Origin of the sequence: Pantoea sp. C8B4 (assembly GCF_051336905.1) — a bacterium.
Lineage (GTDB): Bacteria > Pseudomonadota > Gammaproteobacteria > Enterobacterales > Enterobacteriaceae > Pantoea > Pantoea rwandensis_B.
The window spans coordinates 56619-78303 of sequence record NZ_JBGMNK010000002.1; the positions used below are offsets into that span (position 1 = coordinate 56619).

Below are 21685 nucleotides of genomic sequence, written 5' to 3' on the forward strand. Positions count from 1 at the left end.
GAGCCTGTCTTTAGCTTCATGGTTTTCCCCTATTCGCACTCTGCTTTCACAATACGAATGGGGTTATTCGCGGAGGAAGCAGAAATATTCTTGAGATTAAAATTCACCTGACATTGCTGTTCTGAACGTTTACCCCATTTGACCAACAGCCTGCCCTGCTCGGGTAATCCGCTCATATACAGTTGACCGGCATCGCCGACCAGGCCGCTGTTCACCTCGCTATTCGTCACGTTAATGACGCTGGCGGTCGCACCAAAAGGAATCGACTTGTCCCGGCGTTGCAGTGTCAGTAATGCCTGATACCCCACCTTCGTAGCGAAGTTCGCTCGAACCACCGCACCTTTAGTGGGATAGACCGCCACGCTGGAATCGGTGAGATCGACGTTTTCTGGCAGGGTAGAAGGATCCAGTGAAATGTTGTTGAGCTGATAGTTGGTGAGATAAGGCACCACCGCAAAACCACGGCTGTCGGTATAGCTGCCACCGTTGCCCACTTTCGCGCCTTGAGAACCCGGCGCACTAATAATGGCCACTGAGTTGCCGACCATTTTGCTGAGCGTCAGCCCTTCTGGGTGCAAAACAAACGCGCCGTTACCGCCGAGATTCATCGATTGGCTACCGCCTGAACGGCTGTAACCGGAAGCCAGCGAGCCTTTACTTCCCGCATAAGCCAGGCTCAGTGACTGATGACTGCGTTGCTGTGGTTCGTTAGCCCAGCCCTGCATCAAGCCATAAGTCAGACGACTGTCGAGCGCATTGCCGCTGATGCCTGCCAGTTGCTGAACCTGACCACGATTATTGTGACTGGCCTGATAACTAGCATAGGTTTGACTCATGCCTGAACGGGATGAAAACAGACTGAATGGAACGGTCATATTGAAGGTTAGCGTGCGGTTCTCCGGCCAGGCGCCGTTACCTTTGGTGCGCTCAATGTTGTACGCCAGAGTGTAATTCATTCCGCGATAGCTACCGTTGAAGCCTGATGACAGCGAATTGATGACCTGGCTTCTGCCCCAGTAATCGGTTCGTGAGGTGGAGAGATAGGCAGAACCGATGGCCCCCAGGGATTGGCTGAGTCTGGCCTGAAAACTGGAACGCTGGCGATCGCGTGTCCACGGCGCCAAATCGTCATTGAGGCGAAAACCGCTGTTATTGTAATCAGCAAAACTGTAATAGCGACGAGTGGAATAGCGATAGGCCGCCAGATCAATGGCAGTGCCGGTACTCAGCAAACTTTTGGCATAGCGCAGGCGATAAGATTGCCCTTTTTGCGTGCTATTGAACCCGACAACTTTTGCATTAGAAGAGGTGATGTCGGCAGATATCGCGCCGATTGCACCGAGAGAAATGCCGCTTCCCGCCACCCATGAGTGATAGTCGCGCGATAAGAGTGCTCCGCCATACAGCGTGGTATTAAAAGGTAAGCCATAAATTGCCGTTGCCTGGACAAAACGCGCAGCCAACGTGTCATTGGTCAATCCGCCATCATAACCACCGGCGGTAACCTCATACTTCAGGCTACCGGGGCGGCGCATAACCGGTACGGTAGAGACCGGAATAGTCTGGCTGTGCACGCGACCATCAGCCTCGGTGACATTCACGATCAGGTCACCGCCCGACCCCATCTGCCCAAGGTCTTCCAGACGAAACGGCCCCGGAGCGACATACGTCTGGTAGATAATATTGTTGTTTTGCAGGACCGTGACGCGCGCGTTGCTTTGCGCAACACCCTCAACCACCGGCGCAAAGCCCCGCATCACGTAAGGCAGCATCTCATCCTGCGAGTTCAGCTTCATGCCGCGAAAAGGCACACTGTTGAACACCTCACTGGCGGTAGTGCTTTCTCCTGCCATGACTTCTGCTTTCCACGCGACAACATCACGCATGAGATAAGTATTGGCGAACTGAAATTTCTGCTGCGTCACGCTATTCCCAGTACCGAACTGACTCTGTGCGCGGTACCAATACATATTGCTGCGCACCCGCCAGGCACCATAATTAGCCCCGCCGCTTAGGTTGCCAAACAGGTTAGAGCTAGATCCTCGGTTTTCCTGCAAGGTGCGACTGCCGTTCAGGCTGTAATTCATGACAATCGCGGGAATACCGTGATCCCATTTTTCAGGTTTGATGGCGCTCAACGCGCTCGGCTGCATGGCAATTTGCGGAATACTGAGATCAAGCTGTAATGCAGAAAAATCAAACTTCACTCGCGCATGTTCAATCAGATTGCTTAATTGCGTGACGGGCTTATCCGCAGGCCAATCACGAAAAGCCGGTAAACCCTGCACGTTGACGCCCATTTTCTGAAGAAAGTCCGGCGTTAATTGCGCGACCACATCGCCACTGTTATCCGCTGCAAAAGCGATGGTGAACTGACCGACTTCATTCTGGTTAACAGCGACCGTCACCAAATAAGTCCCCGCAGGCACTTTACCGGACGTTGCAAAGGCGCTCAGATCGAGTTCATGAACATCAACGCCACTCAGTGTTAAAAATGCGGGATCAAAATAGTCTGCTGCATAAACTTCTTCGGGTTGCAGAACAAAAGCCACACTCGCCAACAGGGCAAGCAATCTGGGTTTGGGATGTTGTAATGTCATTTTTATCCGTTAACGACCGTCTCGACAGCGGCTATTTTGTTAAGGGTGAGTCCTGTTGCTTCAGTGGTGTCAGCCAGGTGTCTTCATCAATTAATTGCCAGGTCACCTGACCTTGCGTGCCGGAGGGAAAATGGTATCCGCGCTCGCCTTTGGGGGGGACCATCAGCCGCCGTTGCGCTTTATCTAAGTCGTGGCTGCCCACGCGCAGCATCGCGAAGGTGAGCCAGTAAGGCGTGGGGTTGATGGCAATCAGCTCATTGCCCTGTTTGCGAAAACGTAACGCATTCGATGCTTCTTCCACCGCATACCGCTTAAGCCCCACCGGACGAAAAAACACTTTCATACTGCTCACTACAGCCAGCGTGACGGTGTTGCTTTCAGCGTGCTCCGGCTGCGCGGGAATCGCTTTCATCGTCAGGTAAAAAACGGATTCACGATCGTCAGGTAGCGGCACATCGTTGCGTCGAATGCGCAAAGTGACATCACTGTTGGCATCCAGACGCTCTAACGGCGGAGTCGCAATAAACGGCATCAGAATATTGGCGCGATTATCGATATCCACGTCACCCGTTTGGGCATCAACCGGACGGATCAGCGACTGCAGTAACCACGCATTATCCGTTTTGTTGTAGAGGGTCTGCGTCACGCCCGACAGTGAGGTCGCGGTGAAAATGACACGAGTGTTGTAAAAGCTGATGCCAGTAGATTGAACCTCCTCTTCAGCCGCCTTCGCCGTTGGCAAAATCGTGAGATTTAAGCAAAGCAAGCCCAGCGTCATCAGAGAACGACGCAGCAGGAAAAGTGTTCTCATCATGACTCCGTGGAAGGTCTAATCGCTGACTGACAAACGGGATGTAAGCTGCCGAAATCGTTTACCGCCTGCCAGCGCACGTGATTACCACGGCCAGCAATGAGCTGAACACTGTGTGGTGCCAACATCATCGGCTGTGCATCCAGATTGTGCGTTTTCCCATCGAATGTGAGCGTGCGCAGCGTGACATGCCAGCGCGAGGGGTTTTCAACCCGAATCTGGCGGTTGTTCTGGCTGAAACGCAACAGGCAACTGGCGTTCAGCGGCGGTTCACCCACATCTGCGGGGCGGTAAAACATTTTCAGATTAAAACGCATGCTCACGGCCGTTTGCTGTGCAGCAGCACTCTGCTGCTGACTGGCGGGTATGGCCTGGATTGAGAGATAAAACACCGACTCTTTATCTTCAGCTAACGCGAGGCCCTGGGAGAGAATGCGTAACGTCTGTTCCGTGCCTGCTTCCAGACGGTATAACGGCGGCGTGATAAGGAACGGTGCTGGCTGGTTATCCTGGCTTGATGTGACGACCAGGCTTTGAATCAACCATGCTTTATCGCTGCGATTCTTCACCGTCAGCGTTTGTAACTTATCGCTTGCGTTAAAAATGACCCGGGTGTGGTTGAAACTAATGCCTCCCTTATCACCCATCAGCGCGCCAAAGGCAGTGTTGCTCAGCAACAGAAAGCTGAACGCTCCCAAAGTCAGGCAGCAAAAACGGTATCGGTTCACCTGATGGCCTCAAAGAAAATCAAGGGTGAAAGTGACGCTAGCGACCACCTGTCCCCCTCTGGCGTTAGCACACTGGGTGGTATCGCCACAGGTTAATCCGGCATAAAACGGGAGTTTTTGGTTATCAATATTTCCGCCGGTTTCCGTCAACGAGATCTCATCACTCGGGCTGAGAGCTTTGCTGGCATAAGTGGGTGCTACTGCACTGTTCACCAGCATCACCCCGATGTTTTGCGCCGTAGAGGACGAATTGCGAAAAACCCATTTATCCAGCATTTCACCCTGACCGCTGATTCTGATAATCGGGTTACTAACACCCGCAATAGTGCAGTTTTTTATCTCTAATTCGAACGGCTGTGGATTCACCAGGGTGTATGCCGCCAGCTCCGTAGCTAACGTGGTACCCAGGTTCATATGTGATCTGTCCAGGTTAAACTCGCAGGTGCCGTTCACCAGGAAAGCCGTGAAATTCAGCAACAGGGTATCGGCGTCAGAAGGGGGGAGATTCAGCGCGGCAGCCCCCAGTAGCAAGACACAGGCTCGCGTCTTACGGCAATGTTTGACTAAAGGCATGGTAGCCTCCGTGATCGTCAATGCTGACCCACTCCACTTTGCCTTTGGCATGACTGACAGGCCAGGTGTGGCTACCGAACGGTGGCAGCATCTTTTCTTCGGCATCATCCAGAGACAGGCGTTTACCTGCCACCCGAATATCGAGAAAACTGACGTAATAAGGCGAAGGATTACTGATTTTCAATCCACGGGTTTCAGCTTCAATTTTGAGATTACGCTGAGCCGATAAAGCGTCGCCCGCGAGGTTTTTCGGTCGGTAAAAAAGCTTGATGCTTTTACCCACGCCAAAGCGTGTATCCCCTTTAATCAGACGCTGGCTTCCATCATCTTCTTTATTTAGTGAGGCGGGAATCGCAGTGGTACGGAAATAAAATACAGATTCCCGATCGGTGGGCAATTCAGCCCCACGAAAACGAATACGTACCTGATGCTTGCTCTCAGCTTCCATCCGAAATAACGGTGGGGTGACATCAAAAGGTGCAGCTTGAGTTGATGCACTGAGGCGGCTTACGGAGGATTGCACCAGATAGACATTGGCATCACCGCGATTGCGTAGCGTAGCGGTAATACTGTTCGCGCCTTCAGGATAAATAAGCCGGGTAGAGTTAATGCCAAAACCCGCTGCATGGCTAATTAGCGGAGTAATAAGCATGACCAGCGAAGTCGAGAGCGGGAGCAGGAAACGAGACATGCTGAATCCTCGATAATAGCGGGCCAACTTGCACCCGCGCTTATCAATCATTAGTTGTAGTCGTACATGAACATAATTGGCGCTGAGACCATGCCACCAGTGATATTTGCCGCAGTACCGGTGTTAGCGACCAGCGCGGCGGTGAAGACCTGCGTCTGACCATTAATATCCCCGACGTTGGCATCCGTACCACCACCCGCAGCGCCTAAGAACTCCACCATACCCACTTTGTCGTAGGCTGAAATAATGTTTGCCCCGGCTTTCAACTGCACACCCGTGGTGGCGGTATCGTTGGCGTTAAAGACATCCGCATCCAGCGGCAGGGTTGGGCCCGTGACAACCAGGCCCGCTACGCCAGCTTCGGGGGCGGTCGCGCTCAGCGTGCAATTCTCCAGGCTGACGCTGAAAGTGCGCTCACTGCCTGTCACTGCGGTTTTACCCGTTGCTGGGAAGTCACTTGCGGTGTAGTTCCCCAGGTTCAGGGAGGGTTGGCTCATTTTGACATCACAGGTGCCGTGAGAAACGTTACCGATAATATCGATTTTTCCGCTGGTAGCGGCCTGAGCAGCCGTAGAAGTGACCATCATCAAAACAATGGGCGCCAGAACAGATAAAGACTTACGCATTTTTCTTTCCTTTGTGATTTATACAGGGATGAATTTCCTGCTCAAAATAAGCAGAAAAAATACAACTTAATAAGACATCTCATTTCGGGTGTCAGAATGAGTTTTAATTAATGCTGATTGCGATGATTATCGACCTCTTCATCGGGCGGTGATAATAAAGCAAACACCTATATCAAGTATTGTCATCGCACAACGAGATCGTTGTAATCGAAAGAAAATTTAACTGTAGGGGGATTACTACAAGAAGGATGAGTAAAGAAGGATGAGTAAAGAAGAATAAGTAAATAAGAATAAAAGAGAGCAGTTAATTAATGCGTAAAAAATCAACAATCCACTTTCACGAAATATATTAATGAACCAGGAAATAATAAGAAAGAGGAGATATCTTACAACCCGATACTCCCCTCTGGTAAAAAATAATCCGATGTCGGAAAAATGCGCTTACGCCGGCACCCAGGCCCCTTTTAACTGCACCTGCGGGAATCCAGCGGTCAAAATACGCAGTTCGGCATCGCGCGGGGTGTTGTCGCCCTGCCCCTGAATGCTGACGATATCCTGCGGGCAGGCGGAGAACGCCACGAAACAATCCATCTCAGCGCGCAGCACAATGTAGTCACCTGGCTTGGTCACCACCGGCAATGTTTTGAGGGTAATACCGTCCGGCTGCACCTGAATATTCATAAAAATATTCAATGACGCCAGATTGCCGTGCGGCAGCTCGACACCTAACTCACGCATGCCTTCAAACAGATTATCGTGGCAGTTGCGGTGATACTCGGTGCAGCCCAACAACTCATAACGACGCGCATCGCAGGCGGCCATGAAGGAGTCATGCACGCCCGGTGAGGTATCCGCCACCAGCGTTAAAATCGGGTGGCGCTGGCTGGTGATAAAGCTGTCACCGACTTTGGGATTGAGACGCTGGTTCCACACACGCGTCGCTTCCATACACATATATTCAGTGACGTCTTCGGCGTTGTACGCCCAGCAATCCACCACTTGCGTACCGTGCAGATTGATCACCTGCACTGCTTCCCCTTTCTTCAATCGCACCGCTTTGCCGTAGCGCGCGGGAATGGTTATCGCTTCACGATGCTGATATTCAGCCGACATAGTGTTCTCCTGATTAATGCTGCATGCCGCGACGATAGCGCGTCATGCGAGATTCAAGGCCGCGTGCCAGCCAGTCGATCAGACTGTTGAGCAGCCAGTAACAGAGCGCCACGGTGAGATAGATCTCCAGCGGCGCGTAGGTATCCGAAATCGCCTGTTTAGCGGCGTACATAAACTCCTGCACCGAGACAATCGACAGCAGCGCAGAGTCTTTGATCAACCCAATCATCAGCCCGACCAGCGGCGACAACATCTGCGGCAGGGTTTGCGGCAGCACCACATCGCGTAACTGCTCGCTGCGGCTCAGGCCCAGCACGCGACACGCTTCCCATTGCCCTTTCGGCAACGCCTCGATGGCCGAGCGGATAACCTGCGCGATGTAGGGCGCGTAATAGAGCGTCAGCGCCAGTACGCCCACTACCGGCGATGACAACGTGATGTCGTACTCCGGCAGCACAAAATAGAGCAGATAGATGACCACCAGCAGCGGCAGTGCGAGTGTTAAGCCGCTGTACAGGTTGAGCAAGCGCAACCAGAACGGCGAAGCGCGCATCAGCAGTAACGCCATCAGCCCGCCCCATACCAAAGAACAAAAGGCGGCGATGAGGCACAACTTCAATGTGGCGATCATGCCGTCACCGAGTGAAGGCAAGGAGGTCAGAATAGCTTGCCAATCCATCAGGCGATCCTCCGTTTGGCTTCCAGACGTCTTGCGGCGGCAATCAACGGCATGGCAATCAACAGATATCCCGCCGCCACTAACAACAGCACTTGCGTGGCTTCATAGGTACGCGCAATCACAATCTGCCCGGCGTAGGTCAACTCGGTCAGTGCCACCACCGATGCCAGCGGCGTGGTTTTCAGCAGAATGGTGAACTCGTTGACCAGCATCGGCAGGCTGGCACGCATCACCTGCGGGTTAATCACATACCACCAGGTCAGGAAACGGCTCAGACCTAAGGTCCGCGCCGCTTCGAGTTGCCCACGCGTGACCAGCGAACGGTTCACGCGCAATATCTCCGCCACATAGGCGCCGCTATTAAGGCCGATGGCGATCACCGCGGCCAGCATCGGCTGACCGCCGAGCCCCAAACGCGGCAGGGTGAAAAACACCACGAACAGTTGCACGATGGCCGGTGTACCGCGCATCAGGCTGACGTACAGTCGACCGATGGCGCGCCAGATCCAGGCGCGACGCAGTTGCAGGAAGCAACCAAGCTGCCCCATCACCACGCTAACCAACGACGCCAGCACGGTCAGTAGCAGCGTCATCAGCAGGCCATGTCCGAGTTCTGGCAGCGCGGCCACTACCTGTTGATCCAGCCCCATGCGTTACTCCGCGTTAAAGTCGTGCAGGTTTTCCGCTACAGACAGCAGCAGCGGTGCGGGTTGATCGTTGCCCTCGATGCCGGTGTTGCAGGCCGAGACGATGAACTGGGTGTCCATCACCACGCGACAGGTAATGCTGTCGCCGGCTTTGGTCAGGTTCGGCTCTGGCAGGATGTCGCCCGCACGTGTCAATTTGACGTGCATAAACAGGTTAATCGGGTCTGGTAGCTTCGGCACCACCATGCCCAATCGCGCCAGCTCGCCGCTCACCGCTTCCAGGCAACCTTCGCCCTGATAACCTTTTTCCGCCAGGAATGCGCGGGTGGAGGCTGGCAGTAGCAGGTCATGACGCTTCACGCTGTCTTTGCCTAATACCATCATTGGGCGGCGACGGTTGTTAACCAGACGCATGCCCGATCCGAGCAGATAGCTGTTGCTGAACACGCGAGTATGATGCACTGACAACCACACAGCCGGATCGGCAAGGCTGAAGCCAAACAGAGAGGCCACCGCGCCGTCGCCTTGAGCAGTGATGCGCAGCAACTGGCCGCGCAGCACCTTTATCGACCCAACGCTGCCCGGTTCAACCGTGACCGCTTGTGCCAGCGTGCGCTCAGCGGTCTCTTCATAACTTTCACGCATTAACAGCATGATTCATCTCCCCTGCGTGAAATTCGTCACTCACTACGATATCAATCGGCGTGACCTGCAAACCGTTGCCGGGAATGATGTCCTGCGGGCAGGACGACACCGAACAAATCAGATCGCACAGCGCTTCAAAAGTAATGCTGTCGCCTGCCTTGCTGTTAGGATCGGTGACTTCCATCCGGCCATCGGCGGTCACCGGGCCGTTCTGGAACAGGTTGAACGGCTCAGGTAACGAGAAATACGTCACGCCAAAGGCCTTCATCCCTTCCAGCAGGTTATCGACGCAGTTACGGTGGCCTTCGACCCCGAAATCGACGCTGAAACGTGTGCGATCGCAAGCTGGCACGTTAGCATCGTGGATGCCGATGCTGTCCGCCAGGATACGCAGCATCGGGCGGTTTTCACTCGACCACAGCGCGTCGCCGGGTTTGAAGAACAACGAACGCAAGTGCTGGCGGGTATGCACCGGCGACAGCTTTTCATTTAAATCATCGGCGTTGACGGCGACGAAATCCGCCGCCTGCTGCCCTTCACTGTCAATCACGGTAATAAACTGGCCCTTACGCACGCGGAAGGTTTTGCCATGGCCCGCAGGCACAGTCAGATTGCACTGGCACATAATTACTCCTGAGGAATGAAATCGCTGGCGGGCACGGTAAAGGTGGTGCCGAGATACTGCTGCTGCAGTTTGGTCAGCTCGCCATCCTTCTGCATCGCCAGAATATGGTCGCTGATGGCTTTATTCAGGCTGCCGTCTTCTTTACGTGTTGCCCAACCCATCCATTGTGAAGGACCGACTTCGCCGACCTGCGCCACTTTACCGGCGTATTTTTTCGCCACTGGCGCCAGCACTGAGATGTCGTCGTAGACGAAGTCCGCGCGTTTGGTCATCAGGGTGCTGACGGTCTGATCCAGCGAATCCACGTTGATGATGGTGATGGGTTTTTTACCCTCTTTTTTCAGCTGCTCGTTAAAGCCTTTCAGCAACTGCTCGGGCACGCTGGCGGTTTTCACTGCACCACGCAGGCCTGACAGGCTTTCCGGGCTGAGGGTTTTACCGCTGAAGGTACTGGCTTCACTTTCGCGCACCAGCACACCGTTGACGGTTTTGCTGTAAGGCACGGTGAACAGCACTTTTTTCGCACGCTCAGCGGTGATGTTAAGGGAAGAGCCTTCGGCGTTGAACGAGCCAGAAATCAGGCCCGGCAAAATACCGCTGAAGGCGGTTTTCTGAAACTCCAGTTTCACACCAAGATCTTTGGCGAAGGATTGCATGATCGCTACGCTGTAGCCGGTGATCTCACCTGAATCATTGGTGTATTCGTATGGAGGAAAGGTTGGATCGATGCCAACGGTGATTTTGCCGCTGCTTTTGATGTCACTCAGGGTGTCGGCTTGCGCCTGCGCCATGGTGCCAACGGAGAGAAGTGCGGCGATCAGCAGTGCTGTTTTTTTCATTGTGGTGTTTCCCTGGTGTTGGTGAAATGTCTTTTTCTACTGAGCATATTTTGTGCCAGTTTTTTCACCCTCCAGGTAACACCTTTGAGGTACAAGGGGTATTACTGAATAAAATCAGCGAGAAACGTATGTTTCTTTAATTTAAAATTAAGTTTCTTAGGTTTCACGAAGGCAAAAATGGACTGATAATACGGGGGAATTGCTGCACCCTTTTAGTGCAAATGCTGGCGCGCGGCGCGCCAGAACGGGGCATTATTCGAGTTCGTCGAGGGACTGGTGCAACGCTTCAACCTGCGCGAGGTAATCGTTACTGGTTTTGCCCATTTGTCGGGCCACCAGTGAACAGAGCAGATTGCAGACACCTGAGAGCGCGGCGGTGCTGTCGAACATCAGACTACTGTCGGTGTGGCAGCGCACTACCCATTGCGCGTGACGCGCCGGTTTACCGGAAAGCACGTCGGCGATATACAGCATCGGCACGGCGCGTTCTGCCAGCGCGTTCATTGCCGCTTCCAGCGCAGGCATACGCCGACGCAGGCCAACACAGATCACCACATCCTGCTGATTCAGGGCGGCGAGATGCTCCGCCAGCGAATCGCCGGGACGCGGCAACAGACGCACATCGGGATGGATATGCACCAGATCGCGGTAAATCAGCTGTGCAATGGTCTGACTGTGACGCCAGCCCATCACCACCACGCGGCGTGACTGCGCAATGGCGCTCACCGCCTGTTGCAGCTGTTCACTGTCCAGCGTGCGATAGCTGTTGACCAGGTTGGCGATCTCTTTTTCCAGGTGCTGCTGCATGATGCTGGCGAGCGGTGATGCGGTCGGCACGGCTTGCAGATAGAGCGGTGAGCCGCTGCTCTGCATGTCACGCGCCTGACGACGCGCGGCTTCATAGCTTTCGTAACCGAGATGACGGAAAAAACGCGTGGTGGTGGCTTTGGAAACGCCAGCACTCTGTGCCAGTTCGGTCGCGGTGTTCATCGCCAGCTGGCCAGGTGCCGCCAGCAGCACGTCGGCCAGCCGCTGCTCATGGCTGGAGAGTTGATCCCAGTGCTGTTGTATCCGGCCCTCTAACGTTGCCGCTTTTGCACTCATGGTGATTCCCTGAAAATAAAAAAACTATCCTGCACAGAGCGTGCCGGGTTGTCATCAGGAATTTTATTTGGAAAGGGAAATGAAAAAATCGCCGAATAAAAAAGGCCGCCATAAATGGCGGCCTCAATAGGCTCACTGCAAAGTGCGCAGGTTTTGCCTTATTTACTGCTTGGACGCAGTGCAGGGAACAGGATCACGTCACGGATGGTGTGGCTGTTGGTGAACAGCATTACCATACGGTCGATACCGATGCCCAGACCTGCAGTTGGCGGCAGGCCGTGTTCCAGTGCGGTGACGTAGTCTTCGTCGTAGAACATCGCTTCGTCATCGCCCGCGTCTTTTGCATTCACCTGCTGCAGGAAACGCTCAGCCTGATCTTCTGCATCGTTCAGCTCGGAGAAGCCGTTACCGATTTCACGGCCGCCGATGAAGAACTCAAAGCGGTCAGTGATTTCCGGGTTCTCGTCGTTACGACGTGCCAGTGGTGACACTTCAGCCGGGTATTCGGTGATGAAGGTTGGCTGAATCAGATGTGCTTCTGCGGTTTCCTCGAAGATCTCGGTCACTACACGGCCCAGGCCCCAGCTCTTTTCCACTTTGATGTGCAGCGATTTGGCAATCGCGACGGCTTTATCAAAGTCTTCCAGATCGGTCAGGTCGGTTTCCGGACGGTATTTCTTGATCGCTTCACGCATGGTGAGCTTCTCAAATGGCTTGCCGAAATCGAAGCTGTGGTCACCGTAAGGCACTTCAGTGGTGCCCAGCACATCCTGCGCCAGAGTGCGGAACAGGCTTTCAGTCAGTTCGATCAGATCTTTGTAATCCGCATACGCCATATAGAGTTCCATCATAGTGAACTCTGGGTTATGACGTGGTGAAATACCTTCGTTACGGAAGTTACGGTTGATCTCGAACACGCGATCGAAGCCGCCGACGACCAGACGCTTCAGATACAGCTCCGGTGCAATACGCAGGTACATATCGATGTCGAGCGCATTGTGATGGGTGATGAACGGACGGGCTGACGCGCCGCCAGGGATCACCTGCATCATCGGCGTTTCCACTTCCATAAAGTCGCGATTCACCATGAACTGACGGATGCCGGCCATGATTTTTGAGCGCACTTTAAAGGTGTTACGTGATTCGTCGTTAGAGATCAGATCGAGATAACGCTGACGATAACGGGTTTCCTGATCGGCCAGGCCGTGGAATTTATCCGGCAGCGGACGCAGCGCTTTGGTCAACAGACGCAGTTCAGTGATGTGGATCGACAGCTCACCGGTTTTGGTCTTGAACAACTTACCGCGCGCGCCAAGGATATCGCCGAGATCCCACTTTTTGAACTGCTCGTTGTAGACGCCTTCTGGCAGATCGTCACGTGAAACGTAGATCTGAATCTGGCCGCCAACGTCTTGCAGCGTAGCAAAAGAGGCTTTACCCATGATGCGGCGGGTCATCATACGGCCGGCCACGCTCACTTCAACGCCGAGCGCTTCCAGCTCTTCGTTCTCTTTCGCGTCATAGCTGGCGTGCAGCAGATCTGACGTGGTATCGCGGCGGAAATCGTTAGGAAACGCGATGCCCTTTTCACGCAGCGCGCTGAGTTTTTCGCGACGCGCTTTCAGTTCGTTGTTTAACTCAAGGGCGGCATCAGCGCTCTGCGGTTGTTGTTCAGACATGTCGGTTCCTTATAACCCTGCTTTTAAACTTGCTTCAATGAAGCGGTCGATGTCGCCATCCAGCACCGCCTGGGTGTTGCGCGTCTCTACGCCGGTGCGCAGATCTTTGATACGCGAATCGTCGAGTACGTATGAGCGAATCTGACTGCCCCAGCCGATATCGGATTTGTTGTCTTCCGCGGCCTGCTTGTCAGCGTTTTTCTTCTGCATCTCATATTCGTACAGCTTCGCACGCAACTGCTTGAAAGCCTGATCTTTGTTCTTGTGCTGTGAACGGTCATTCTGGCACTGCACCACAATGTTGGTCGGCAAGTGGGTAATACGCACTGCAGACTCGGTTTTGTTAACGTGCTGGCCACCCGCACCCGAGGCACGGTAAACGTCGATACGCAGATCGGCGGGATTGATGTCGATATCGATGTTGTCATCCACTTCCGGGTAGATAAACACCGAACTGAATGAGGTATGACGACGGCCGCCGGAGTCAAATGGACTCTTACGCACCAGGCGATGGACGCCAGTTTCGGTACGCAGCCAGCCAAACGCGTAGTCACCGATGATTTTAATGGTGGCGGATTTGGTCCCGGCCACTTCACCGTCTGACTCTTCGATAATTTCGGTTTTATACCCTTTGGCTTCCGCCCAGCGCAGGTACATGCGCAGCAGCATGCTGGCCCAGTCTTGCGCTTCGGTGCCGCCAGAACCGGCCTGAATATCCATGTAGCAGTCGGCGCTGTCATACTCGCCTGAGAACATGCGGCGGAATTCGAGTTCGCCCAGCTTGGCTTCTAAACCATCCAGCTCGATAACGGCTTCGTTGAAGGTCTCTTCGTCATCGGCTTCCACCGCCAGATCCAGCAAGCCCTGCACATCTTCCAGGCCCTGACGCATGTGATCTAAGGTTTCTACTACCGCTTCCAGCGAAGCGCGTTCTTTACCCAGCGCCTGCGCGCGTTCAGGTTCGTTCCAGACGTCAGGCTGTTCCAGCTCGGCGTTTACTTCTTCGAGGCGTTCTTTCTTGGCATCATAGTCAAAGATACCCCCTAAGAACGTCGCTGCGCTCAGTGAGGTCTTGAATACGATTTTTGACCGGATTAATTTCAAACATGGCTTTTCAGTCTTTTTTGACGATTCGGTGAAAGGAGATAAAAAGTAACGCGCTAGTTTACCCGAAACTGCGCGTACTTTGTAGCATTGCAGGTATACGTGATAGCGCAACAGAATAGGTTTTTATGCGCCCAAAGGGATTCGGTGACCAACAATGGCGAGCCAGGGTCACTCGCAGCAGGTTACCGGGTGCGCTTTTACACGCACCCGAATGAATGACGCGGTTATACCGGCCAGATATGGTCGATAATCAGTTGAACCGAGCGGTTGCCACGGTATTCGTTGATATCGAGTTTGTACGCCAGCTTCACCTGGCGCACGCTGGTATCCGGCCACAAGGTAGTATCAACGTTAAACGCGATACCATCCAGTAGCGGTCCGCCGCCCAGTGGCTCAATCATGACCTTCAGGTGACGCTCGCCCACCAGCTTTTGTTGCAGCAGTTTGAACTGGCCATCAAACACCGGTTCCGGGAACGTCTGGCCCCACGGACCGGCTTCACGCAGCATTTCGGCGGTGTGCAGCGTGAACTCCTGTGCGTGCAGTTCGCCATCAGACCAGATCACGCCCTGCAGCGCTTCGCCATCCAGCCATTCGTCGATCAGCGCAGCAAAGCGCTCGCGGAACAGTTCGTATTTTTCGGTTTCCAGCGACAGGCCCGCCGCCATCGCATGGCCCCCAAACTTCATCATCATGCCGGGATAGAGCGTATCGAGACGCTCCAGCGCATCACGTAAATGCAAGCCGGCAATCGAACGACCCGAGCCTTTTAGCGTGCCATCGCCGGCTGGGGCGAAGGCGATGACCGGACGATGGAAACGCTCTTTCAACCGTGATGCCAGAATACCGACCACGCCCTGATGCCATTCGGGATGATAGAAGGCCAGCCCCAGCGGCAGATCGGTGTGCTGGCGTTCCAGCTCATCGCACAGCGCCAGCGCTTCGCTCTTCATGCCCTGCTCAATCTCTTTGCGCGTCTGGTTCAGCGCATCAAGCTCGTTGGCAAGCATGCGCGCCTGCGCAATGTCTTCGGTGAGCAGCAGAGCCACGCCGACCGACATATCATCCAGTCGACCGGCTGCATTGAGGCGAGGCCCGACGGCAAAACCGAGGTCGCTGGCCGCCAGTTGACGCGCATCGCGGTTGGCGATCTCCAGCAGCGCGCGGATACCCGCCCGGCATTTTCCGGCGCGGATGCGGCTCAAGCCCTGCCACACCAAAATGCGGTTATTGGCATCCAGCGGCACCACGTCAGCCACCGTACCTAGCGCGACCAGATCCAGCCACTCCGCCAGATTGGGCTCGTTTCGGCCATCACTAAACCAGTTCTGCAAACGCAGGTGCGCACGCAGCGCCAGCATCAGATAAAATGCCACGCCCACACCCGCTAACGAACGCGAAGGGAATGCGCTGTCATTGAGATTCGGGTTAACGATCGCTTCCGCTGCTGGCAACGTTTCGCCAGGCAAGTGGTGATCGGTGATCAGCACGGGAATACCGTGCTGATGGGCGGTTTCTACGCCTGCATGAGAAGAGATGCCGTTATCCACGGTGAGAATCATCTCCGCACCGCGCGCACGTGCCTGTTCGACCACTTCAGGACTCAGGCCGTAGCCATCCTCAAAGCGGTTTGGCACCAGATAATCGACGTTTCCGCCCATGCTGCGCAGCGCTAAGACGGTTAATGCGGTGCTGGTTGCGCCATCGGCATCAAAATCACCGACCACCACAATACGGCGGCCCGTTTCCAGCATCTGATGCAGTAAGGCTACCGCTTGATCGATGCCACCCAGGGTTTGCCACGGCAGCAGATGTTTTGCACCACGCTCTAGCTCATCGGCCTCTTTGACACCGCGTTGCAGGTATAAACGGCGCAGTAACGGGGGTAAGGTATCAGGTAAGCTGGCGTCAGCCTGAATTTCACGCCGACGCAGTTCGACAGAATGCATCACTGTGAATTAACCGCCCCGCTTCTGACCATCAAGAACTTGTTTGAGCTCCTGCGGACCTTGATAGCCCGGGATCATCGCGCCGGTATCGGTGAGAATCGCTGGGGTGCCCTGAATGCCATACAGGATGCCGAGTTGGTAATGCTTATCCAGATCGATCTTACAGGTCGCTGGCGCATCCATTTGCGGTACATCGCCCTTCATCGCGGCATCAAAGGCCTTGTTGCGATCGGCACTGCACCAAACGGCGCGCATGGCTTTTTCCACCTGGCCGTGTAAACCTTCACGCGGGAATGCCAGGTAACGAACGGTGATGCCCAGCGCATTGTAGTCGGCTATCTGCTCATGCAGCTTGTGGCAGTAGCCACAGGTGATATCGGTAAACACGGTAATCACATGCTGCTCTTTTGGCGCTTTATAGACGATCATTTCCGGCGCCAGCGCGTTCATTTTTGTGTCCAGCAGTTGGTTAGTCACGTTCACCGGCTGTGCACCGCTGACATCGTACAGCGGGCCCTGAATCATGTGTTTACCATCTTCAGAGACGTACAGCACACCGCTCTCGGTCAGCACGGTTTTCATGCCTGGCAGCGGTGAAGGCTGAATTTCCGTCTGCTGCAAACCGAGTTTTTTCAGGGCTTGCTGAATGGCGCTGTCATCGGCATGAGCCAGACCGGCAAAGGCGCTGACCAGCAATGCCAGCATCGTTAACTGTTTTTTCATCTCAATTCCTTGTTGCCGCGGTTCAAGCACGCGGATGATGCTGTTGATGTAACTGACGCAGGCGCTCAGTTGCCACATGCGTATAAATTTGGGTGGTGGAGAGGTCGCTGTGTCCCAGCAACATCTGTACGACGCGCAAATCCGCACCGTGGTTCAGTAAATGTGTGGCAAATGCGTGGCGAAGCACGTGTGGTGATAGCTTTTCGCTGTCGATACCGGCAAGGGTGGCATAGTGTTTGATGCGATGCCAGAAAGTCTGACGCGTCATTTGTTGCGCGCGGTTACTGGGGAACATCACATCCAGTGTTTGCCCATTCAACAACCACGGCCGACCGTGCGCCATATAGTGCTCCAGCCAGTAAATCGCTTCTTCACCTAATGGCACAAGTCGCTCTTTATTACCTTTACCAATCACACGCACCACCCCCTGACGCAAACTGATGTCGCTGAGGGTTAAGCCTACCAGCTCCGAAACACGTAAACCGGTGGCATACAGCAGTTCCAGCATCGCTTTGTCACGAAGCTCAAGCGGCACATCAATACTCGGTGCCTGCAGCAGACGTTCTACCTGGTTTTCACTGAGGTCTTTTGGCAATCGCTGCGGCAGTTTGGGCGCGGAGAGCAGTGCGCTGGGGTCATCACTACGCAGCTTTTCACGATAGAGGTATTGAAACAGACGGCGCATCGCGCTGAGCGTACGCGCAGAACTGGTGGCCTTGTAGCCGCCTTCGACGCGTTCGGCGAGAAACTGCTGCAGGTCAAGCGCTTCCAGCGTCAGCAGCGTGCGTTCGTGGTGGTGTAACCAGCCGGTGAGCGTTTGCAAATCCTGGCGGTAGGACGCAAGGGTATTTTGCGCCAGGTTACGCTCAATCCAGAGCGCATCCAGAAATTGTTCAATCAGATCGCTATCCTGCACGGTTCCCCCCAAACACGTGTGAAATCGTGCTCATTATGCCTGAAAGTCACCTGCTTCTGGTACAATTGCGCCAAAGTGAGTTTCAATCAGAGCATTAATTGCATGAATATCGGTCTGTTTTACGGTTCAAGTACCTGTTACACCGAGATGACGGCGGAGAAGATTCGCGATTTTATCGGTGAAGAGTTAGTCACGCTGCACAACCTCAAAGATGAAGATCCCTCGCTGATGGAGCAGTACGATTTGCTGATCCTCGGCATTCCCACCTGGGATTTTGGTGAGTTGCAGGAGGACTGGGAAGCGGTGTGGCAGCAACTGCCTGCGCTGAATTTGCAGGGAAAAATTGTCGCGCTGTACGGCATGGGCGATCAGGCCGAATATTCAGAATGGTTCTTAGATGCACTCGGCATGTTGCATGAGTTGCTGCAGCCAATGGGCGTGCAGTTTGTCGGTTACTGGCCGCTGGAAGGCTATGAGTTTGCCAGCAAAAAGCCTCTCACGGCTGACGGCACCCAGTTTGTCGGCCTGGCACTCGACGATGTGAATCAGTTCGAGCTGAGTGAAGATCGTGTCGAACAGTGGTGCGAACAGATTCTGACGGAAACGGCCGCACTGCTTTAACGCGGCACATCTCTGTCACGCAGAAAACAAGCAGGCGCGCAGTGAGCGCCATGCATAGGGCGGCAGGTTATCCATCATCAACCACAGCCGCCAGCGCTTGCCCTGCTGATTTTGCAACGTCAACAATACGCCAAAAGGCAACCAATCTGCCTGCCGCGCTAATTGCCAGCGCATTCCACGCCAATGCCAGTCACCCTGTTCATCCAGCCCTAAGCGACCGGTGCGCTGCCTGAGCCGACGTTCATTGCGCCCGCACTCCAGCAGCATCAGAATCAGCAGTGGGGCTTGGCCCCACACCACGCCCTCGGGCCACTCAAGACTCAACAGCCAAACGGTGACCAGCACATACAGCGTCACGTTAAGCGCCCGAGCGCTGCGTGACGGCTGCACATCACATTGGAACCGGTCCGCGTTCACGGTTGCGCTGCTGAATCAGTTGCACCATGCGCTTGAACTCTGGGTCAGCGGGTTCGCCGTGGTTCATCAACCAGTTAAACAGGTCAGGATCGTCACTCTTGAGCAGGGCGATAAACACCTGCTTATCGGTGTCAGTGAGCGAGTCATATTCGTATTTGAAGAACGGCATGATCGAGACATCCAGCTCCAGCATGCCGCGACGGCACGCCCACTGAACGCGAGCTTTATCATGAATTTCCATGTGTCTTTTTTCCATGGCTGAAAACAGTGGCGCTCAGTGTACCTGCTTTTTTCTCTGCCTGCAGGCGCAGCGCTGAATGCTGCGTGATATTGCGCACAACAGTTCTACCCATTGCAGGGTTATCACGCGATTTGTGCGCCAGATTAGGTAAACAGGTTGCAAAGCAGCACTGCTCTTTTAACATTGGAAGCAATATTGTTATTAATCAGGACGCACCCATGCCGATTTTCACCCTTCCGCCACGCCAGCCAGTTGCGGCATCACGCCTGCCATTAACCCTGATCTCCCTCGACGAGTGGGCGCTGGTGTCAGTGCAGGGCAAAGACAGTACGTCATATCTGCAAGGCCAGGTCACTTTAGATGTTGCAGCAATGGACGCCACCCAGCATCGTCCGGCAGCCCATTGCGACGCAAAAGGTAAAATGTGGAGCAACCTGCGTCTGTTCCACCGCGGCGAAGGTTACGCCTACATCGTTCGCCGCAATCTGCGTGAACAGCAGCTTAACGAACTGAAGAAATATGCGGTGTTCGCCAAAGTCACCATCGCTGCCGATGATGATGCAGTGCTGCTGGGTGTGGCCGGTTTTCAGGCACGCACGGCACTGGCTGATGTGTTTGCCACCCTGCCGGATGCAGAAACACCGGTGGTACAACATGGCGAGAGCACGCTGTTGTGGTTTGAACACCCCGCCGAACGTTTCCTGCTGGTGACCACGCTGGCTCAGGCAGAAACGTTGAAAGAGAAGTTAGCCGGTGCTGCACAGTTCAATGACAGCACGCAGTGGCTGGCGCTGGATATTGAAGCGGGCATTCCGGTGATTGAAACCGCCACCAGCGCGCAGTTGATTCCGCAGGCAACCAACCTGCAGGCGCTGGATGCGATTAGCTTTAAGAAAGGCTGTTACACCGGTCAGGAGATGGTGGCGCGAGCTAAATTCCGCGGGGCCAATAAGCGTGCGCTCTACTGGCTGGCGGGTAGCGCCAGCAAAGTACCGCAGGCTAACGGTTCCATGGAGCTGCAGATGGGCGACAAATGGCGTCGCACCGGCACCGTATTGAGCGGTGTGCAGCTGGACGACGGCAGCGTTTGGGTACAGGTGGTGATGAACAACGATCTGGAGCCAGACAGCGTGCTGCGCGTGGAAGGTGATGAAGGCGGGAAGCTGACCATTCAGCCACTACCGTATTCCCTGGTCGATTGATTTGCCTTTCTGGTGCGCATTCATGCGCACCTCTGGAAACCCCGCATGCTTCTCCCGTAAAGTCGCTATTTATGGCGACTTTGCCGAAAATCACACCCGGTTGATGACGCCTTTTACAGCGACCTGGCCGGGTATTCCATCCAGTTGATGGCGCTATTTATGGCGACCAGGCCGATTATCACACCCGGTTGATGGCGCCATTTACGGCGACCTGGCCGGGTATTCCATCCAGTTGATGGCGCTCTTTATGGCGACCAGGCCGATTATCGCCCCCGGTTGATGACGTCATTTATGGCAACATGGCAACATGGCAACATGGCAACATGGCAACATGGCAACATGGCAACATGGCAACATGGCAACATGGCAACATGCTTAGGCTACATAAAAGTAGATCGCACAGAAGTGTAAAACGCTGCCGCCGAGTACAAATCCATGCCAGATAGCGTGGTTATAAGGGATTCGCCGCGAGACGTAGAAGATTACTCCCAGCGAATAGACAATCCCGCCCGCAGCCAGCAACCACACACCTCCGGCTGACAGCTTGGTCGCCAACTGATAAATCACCACCAGCGACAGCCAGCCCATGCTGAGATAGGTGACCAGCGACAGCGCTTTAAAGCGGTGGGCAATCGTCAGTTTGAAGATGATACCTGCCAGTGCCAGGCTCCAGATCACCACCATCAATCCTTGCGCCAGCGGAGATTTCAGCCCCACTAACAGGAAAGGTGTATAGGTGCCTGCGATCAGTAAATAGATTGCGCAGTGGTCCAATTTCTTCAGCCAATATTTCGCTTTCTGGTGCGGAATGGCGTGATAGAGCGTTGAGGCGAGAAACAGCAAAATCATGCTGCCGCCATACAGGCTGTAACTGGTGATGGCGGTGACATCAGCGCGCATGTCAACGGCTTGTGTTAACAACAACACCAAACCAACAACGCCGAAAATGCAGCCGATCCCGTGGCTAATACTGTTGGCGACCTCTTCGGCTACCGAGTAACCCTGAGCAAGTATTCGATTCTGTGCCATGCGCTAACGTCCTGGAAAACGGGTTAAGAACTGTGTTTTTAATCAACATCAGGGTAACCGGGAAAAATTTCAGAGTACACATGTACGCTAAAATAATTCTATGACAGGCGTGTGACAAAT

Annotated in this window: 23 protein-coding genes; 2 read left to right on the plus strand and 21 right to left on the minus strand. The window is 54.3% G+C overall.

Annotated elements, in window-relative coordinates; genetic code table 11:
• Positions 1-29: 29 nt before the first annotated feature.
• From ACCW76_RS03110 to xerD, 18 genes are all read right to left on the minus strand, one after another.
• A complete protein-coding gene (locus tag ACCW76_RS03110) occupies positions 30-2600 on the minus strand; it encodes a fimbria/pilus outer membrane usher protein (RefSeq protein ID WP_436337721.1) in 2571 nt (856 codons plus the stop codon).
• Positions 2601-2631: 31 nt separating this feature from the next.
• A complete protein-coding gene (locus tag ACCW76_RS03115) occupies positions 2632-3414 on the minus strand; it encodes a fimbrial biogenesis chaperone (RefSeq protein WP_436337722.1) in 783 nt (260 codons plus the stop codon).
• Positions 3411-4058 carry a fimbrial biogenesis chaperone gene (locus ACCW76_RS03120; protein ID WP_436337723.1) on the minus strand — a complete coding sequence of 216 codons (648 nt, stop codon included), beginning with the start codon at positions 4056-4058 and terminating at the stop codon, positions 3411-3413. Before ACCW76_RS03120 ends, ACCW76_RS03115 begins: the two co-directional genes overlap by 4 nt.
• A 90-nt stretch (positions 4059-4148) precedes the next feature.
• Entirely contained in the window at positions 4149-4712 is a 564-nt protein-coding gene (locus tag ACCW76_RS03125; RefSeq protein ID WP_436337724.1) for a fimbrial protein, read from the minus strand.
• Positions 4687-5403, minus strand: coding sequence for a fimbrial biogenesis chaperone (locus ACCW76_RS03130; protein ID WP_436337725.1), 717 nt, complete (start codon positions 5401-5403; stop codon positions 4687-4689). The genes ACCW76_RS03125 and ACCW76_RS03130 overlap by 26 nt, the downstream gene beginning before the upstream one ends.
• Positions 5404-5453: 50 nt before the next feature.
• Positions 5454-6029 carry a fimbrial protein gene (locus ACCW76_RS03135; RefSeq protein WP_436337726.1) on the minus strand — a complete coding sequence of 192 codons (576 nt, stop codon included), beginning with the start codon at positions 6027-6029 and terminating at the stop codon, positions 5454-5456.
• 441 nt (positions 6030-6470) lie between these two features.
• Complete coding sequence (locus tag ACCW76_RS03140; protein WP_038645037.1) at positions 6471-7142, minus strand: DUF1989 domain-containing protein; 672 nt, start codon at positions 7140-7142, stop codon at positions 6471-6473.
• A gap of 13 nt (positions 7143-7155) precedes the next feature.
• Positions 7156-7821 (minus strand): amino acid ABC transporter permease, encoded by a 666-nt coding sequence (locus ACCW76_RS03145; protein ID WP_038645034.1) that lies wholly within the window; start codon positions 7819-7821, stop codon positions 7156-7158.
• Positions 7821-8471 carry an amino acid ABC transporter permease gene (locus ACCW76_RS03150; protein WP_038645032.1) on the minus strand — a complete coding sequence of 217 codons (651 nt, stop codon included), beginning with the start codon at positions 8469-8471 and terminating at the stop codon, positions 7821-7823. The genes ACCW76_RS03145 and ACCW76_RS03150 overlap by 1 nt, the downstream gene beginning before the upstream one ends.
• Positions 8472-8474: 3 nt before the next feature.
• The gene (locus ACCW76_RS03155; protein WP_436337727.1) at positions 8475-9122 is read right to left on the minus strand and encodes an urea carboxylase-associated family protein; all 648 of its coding nucleotides are present in this window, start codon (positions 9120-9122) and stop codon (positions 8475-8477) included.
• Positions 9106-9738, minus strand: coding sequence for a DUF1989 domain-containing protein (locus tag ACCW76_RS03160; RefSeq protein ID WP_436337728.1), 633 nt, complete (start codon positions 9736-9738; stop codon positions 9106-9108). Before ACCW76_RS03160 ends, ACCW76_RS03155 begins: the two co-directional genes overlap by 17 nt.
• Before the next feature lie 2 nt (positions 9739-9740).
• Complete coding sequence (locus ACCW76_RS03165) at positions 9741-10577, minus strand: transporter substrate-binding domain-containing protein (protein WP_038645026.1); 837 nt, start codon at positions 10575-10577, stop codon at positions 9741-9743.
• Positions 10578-10829: 252 nt separating this feature from the next.
• The gene (locus tag ACCW76_RS03170) at positions 10830-11681 is read right to left on the minus strand and encodes a MurR/RpiR family transcriptional regulator (protein ID WP_038645024.1); all 852 of its coding nucleotides are present in this window, start codon (positions 11679-11681) and stop codon (positions 10830-10832) included.
• A 158-nt stretch (positions 11682-11839) separates the two neighbouring features.
• Positions 11840-13360: a lysine--tRNA ligase gene (lysS, locus tag ACCW76_RS03175; protein ID WP_436337729.1), complete on the minus strand. Its 1521-nt coding sequence runs from the start codon at positions 13358-13360 to the stop codon at positions 11840-11842.
• A 9-nt stretch (positions 13361-13369) separates the two neighbouring features.
• Positions 13370-14468, minus strand: a protein-coding gene (gene prfB / locus ACCW76_RS03180; protein ID WP_097118019.1) for a peptide chain release factor 2 whose coding sequence is annotated in 2 segments (ribosomal slippage) — positions 13370-14392 and positions 14394-14468 — 1098 coding nt in all. Because the reading frame shifts where the segments join, the coding sequence is not laid out codon by codon here.
• 223 nt (positions 14469-14691) lie between these two features.
• The gene (gene recJ, locus ACCW76_RS03185) at positions 14692-16416 is read right to left on the minus strand and encodes a single-stranded-DNA-specific exonuclease RecJ (protein WP_436337730.1); all 1725 of its coding nucleotides are present in this window, start codon (positions 16414-16416) and stop codon (positions 14692-14694) included.
• A gap of 9 nt (positions 16417-16425) precedes the next feature.
• A complete protein-coding gene (gene dsbC / locus ACCW76_RS03190) occupies positions 16426-17139 on the minus strand; it encodes a bifunctional protein-disulfide isomerase/oxidoreductase DsbC (protein ID WP_436337731.1) in 714 nt (237 codons plus the stop codon).
• A 22-nt stretch (positions 17140-17161) separates the two neighbouring features.
• Positions 17162-18055, minus strand: a complete 894-nt coding sequence (gene xerD, locus ACCW76_RS03195; protein WP_034823182.1) for a site-specific tyrosine recombinase XerD — start codon at positions 18053-18055, stop codon at positions 17162-17164.
• A gap of 102 nt (positions 18056-18157) precedes the next feature.
• Here xerD and fldB point away from each other — a divergent pair, with 102 nt between their 5' ends.
• Positions 18158-18676 carry a flavodoxin FldB gene (gene fldB, locus ACCW76_RS03200; protein WP_058961908.1) on the plus strand — a complete coding sequence of 173 codons (519 nt, stop codon included), beginning with the start codon at positions 18158-18160 and terminating at the stop codon, positions 18674-18676.
• Between the two features lie 15 nt (positions 18677-18691).
• Here fldB and ACCW76_RS03205 read toward each other — a convergent pair whose 3' ends face one another.
• Positions 18692-19093, minus strand: coding sequence for a protein YgfX (locus ACCW76_RS03205; protein ID WP_436337732.1), 402 nt, complete (start codon positions 19091-19093; stop codon positions 18692-18694).
• The gene (sdhE, locus tag ACCW76_RS03210) at positions 19068-19334 is read right to left on the minus strand and encodes an FAD assembly factor SdhE (RefSeq protein ID WP_038645011.1); all 267 of its coding nucleotides are present in this window, start codon (positions 19332-19334) and stop codon (positions 19068-19070) included. Before sdhE ends, ACCW76_RS03205 begins: the two co-directional genes overlap by 26 nt.
• Before the next feature lie 218 nt (positions 19335-19552).
• Between sdhE and ygfZ the strand changes: the two genes are divergently transcribed.
• The gene (ygfZ, locus tag ACCW76_RS03215; RefSeq protein ID WP_436337733.1) at positions 19553-20536 is read left to right on the plus strand and encodes a tRNA-modifying protein YgfZ; all 984 of its coding nucleotides are present in this window, start codon (positions 19553-19555) and stop codon (positions 20534-20536) included.
• A gap of 375 nt (positions 20537-20911) precedes the next feature.
• On the opposite strand, the gene trhA is transcribed toward ygfZ, so the two are convergent.
• On the minus strand, positions 20912-21565 hold the full coding sequence (gene trhA, locus ACCW76_RS03220; protein ID WP_436337734.1) for a PAQR family membrane homeostasis protein TrhA: 654 nt from the start codon (positions 21563-21565) through the stop codon (positions 20912-20914).
• Between the last annotated feature and the right edge of the window lie 120 nt (positions 21566-21685).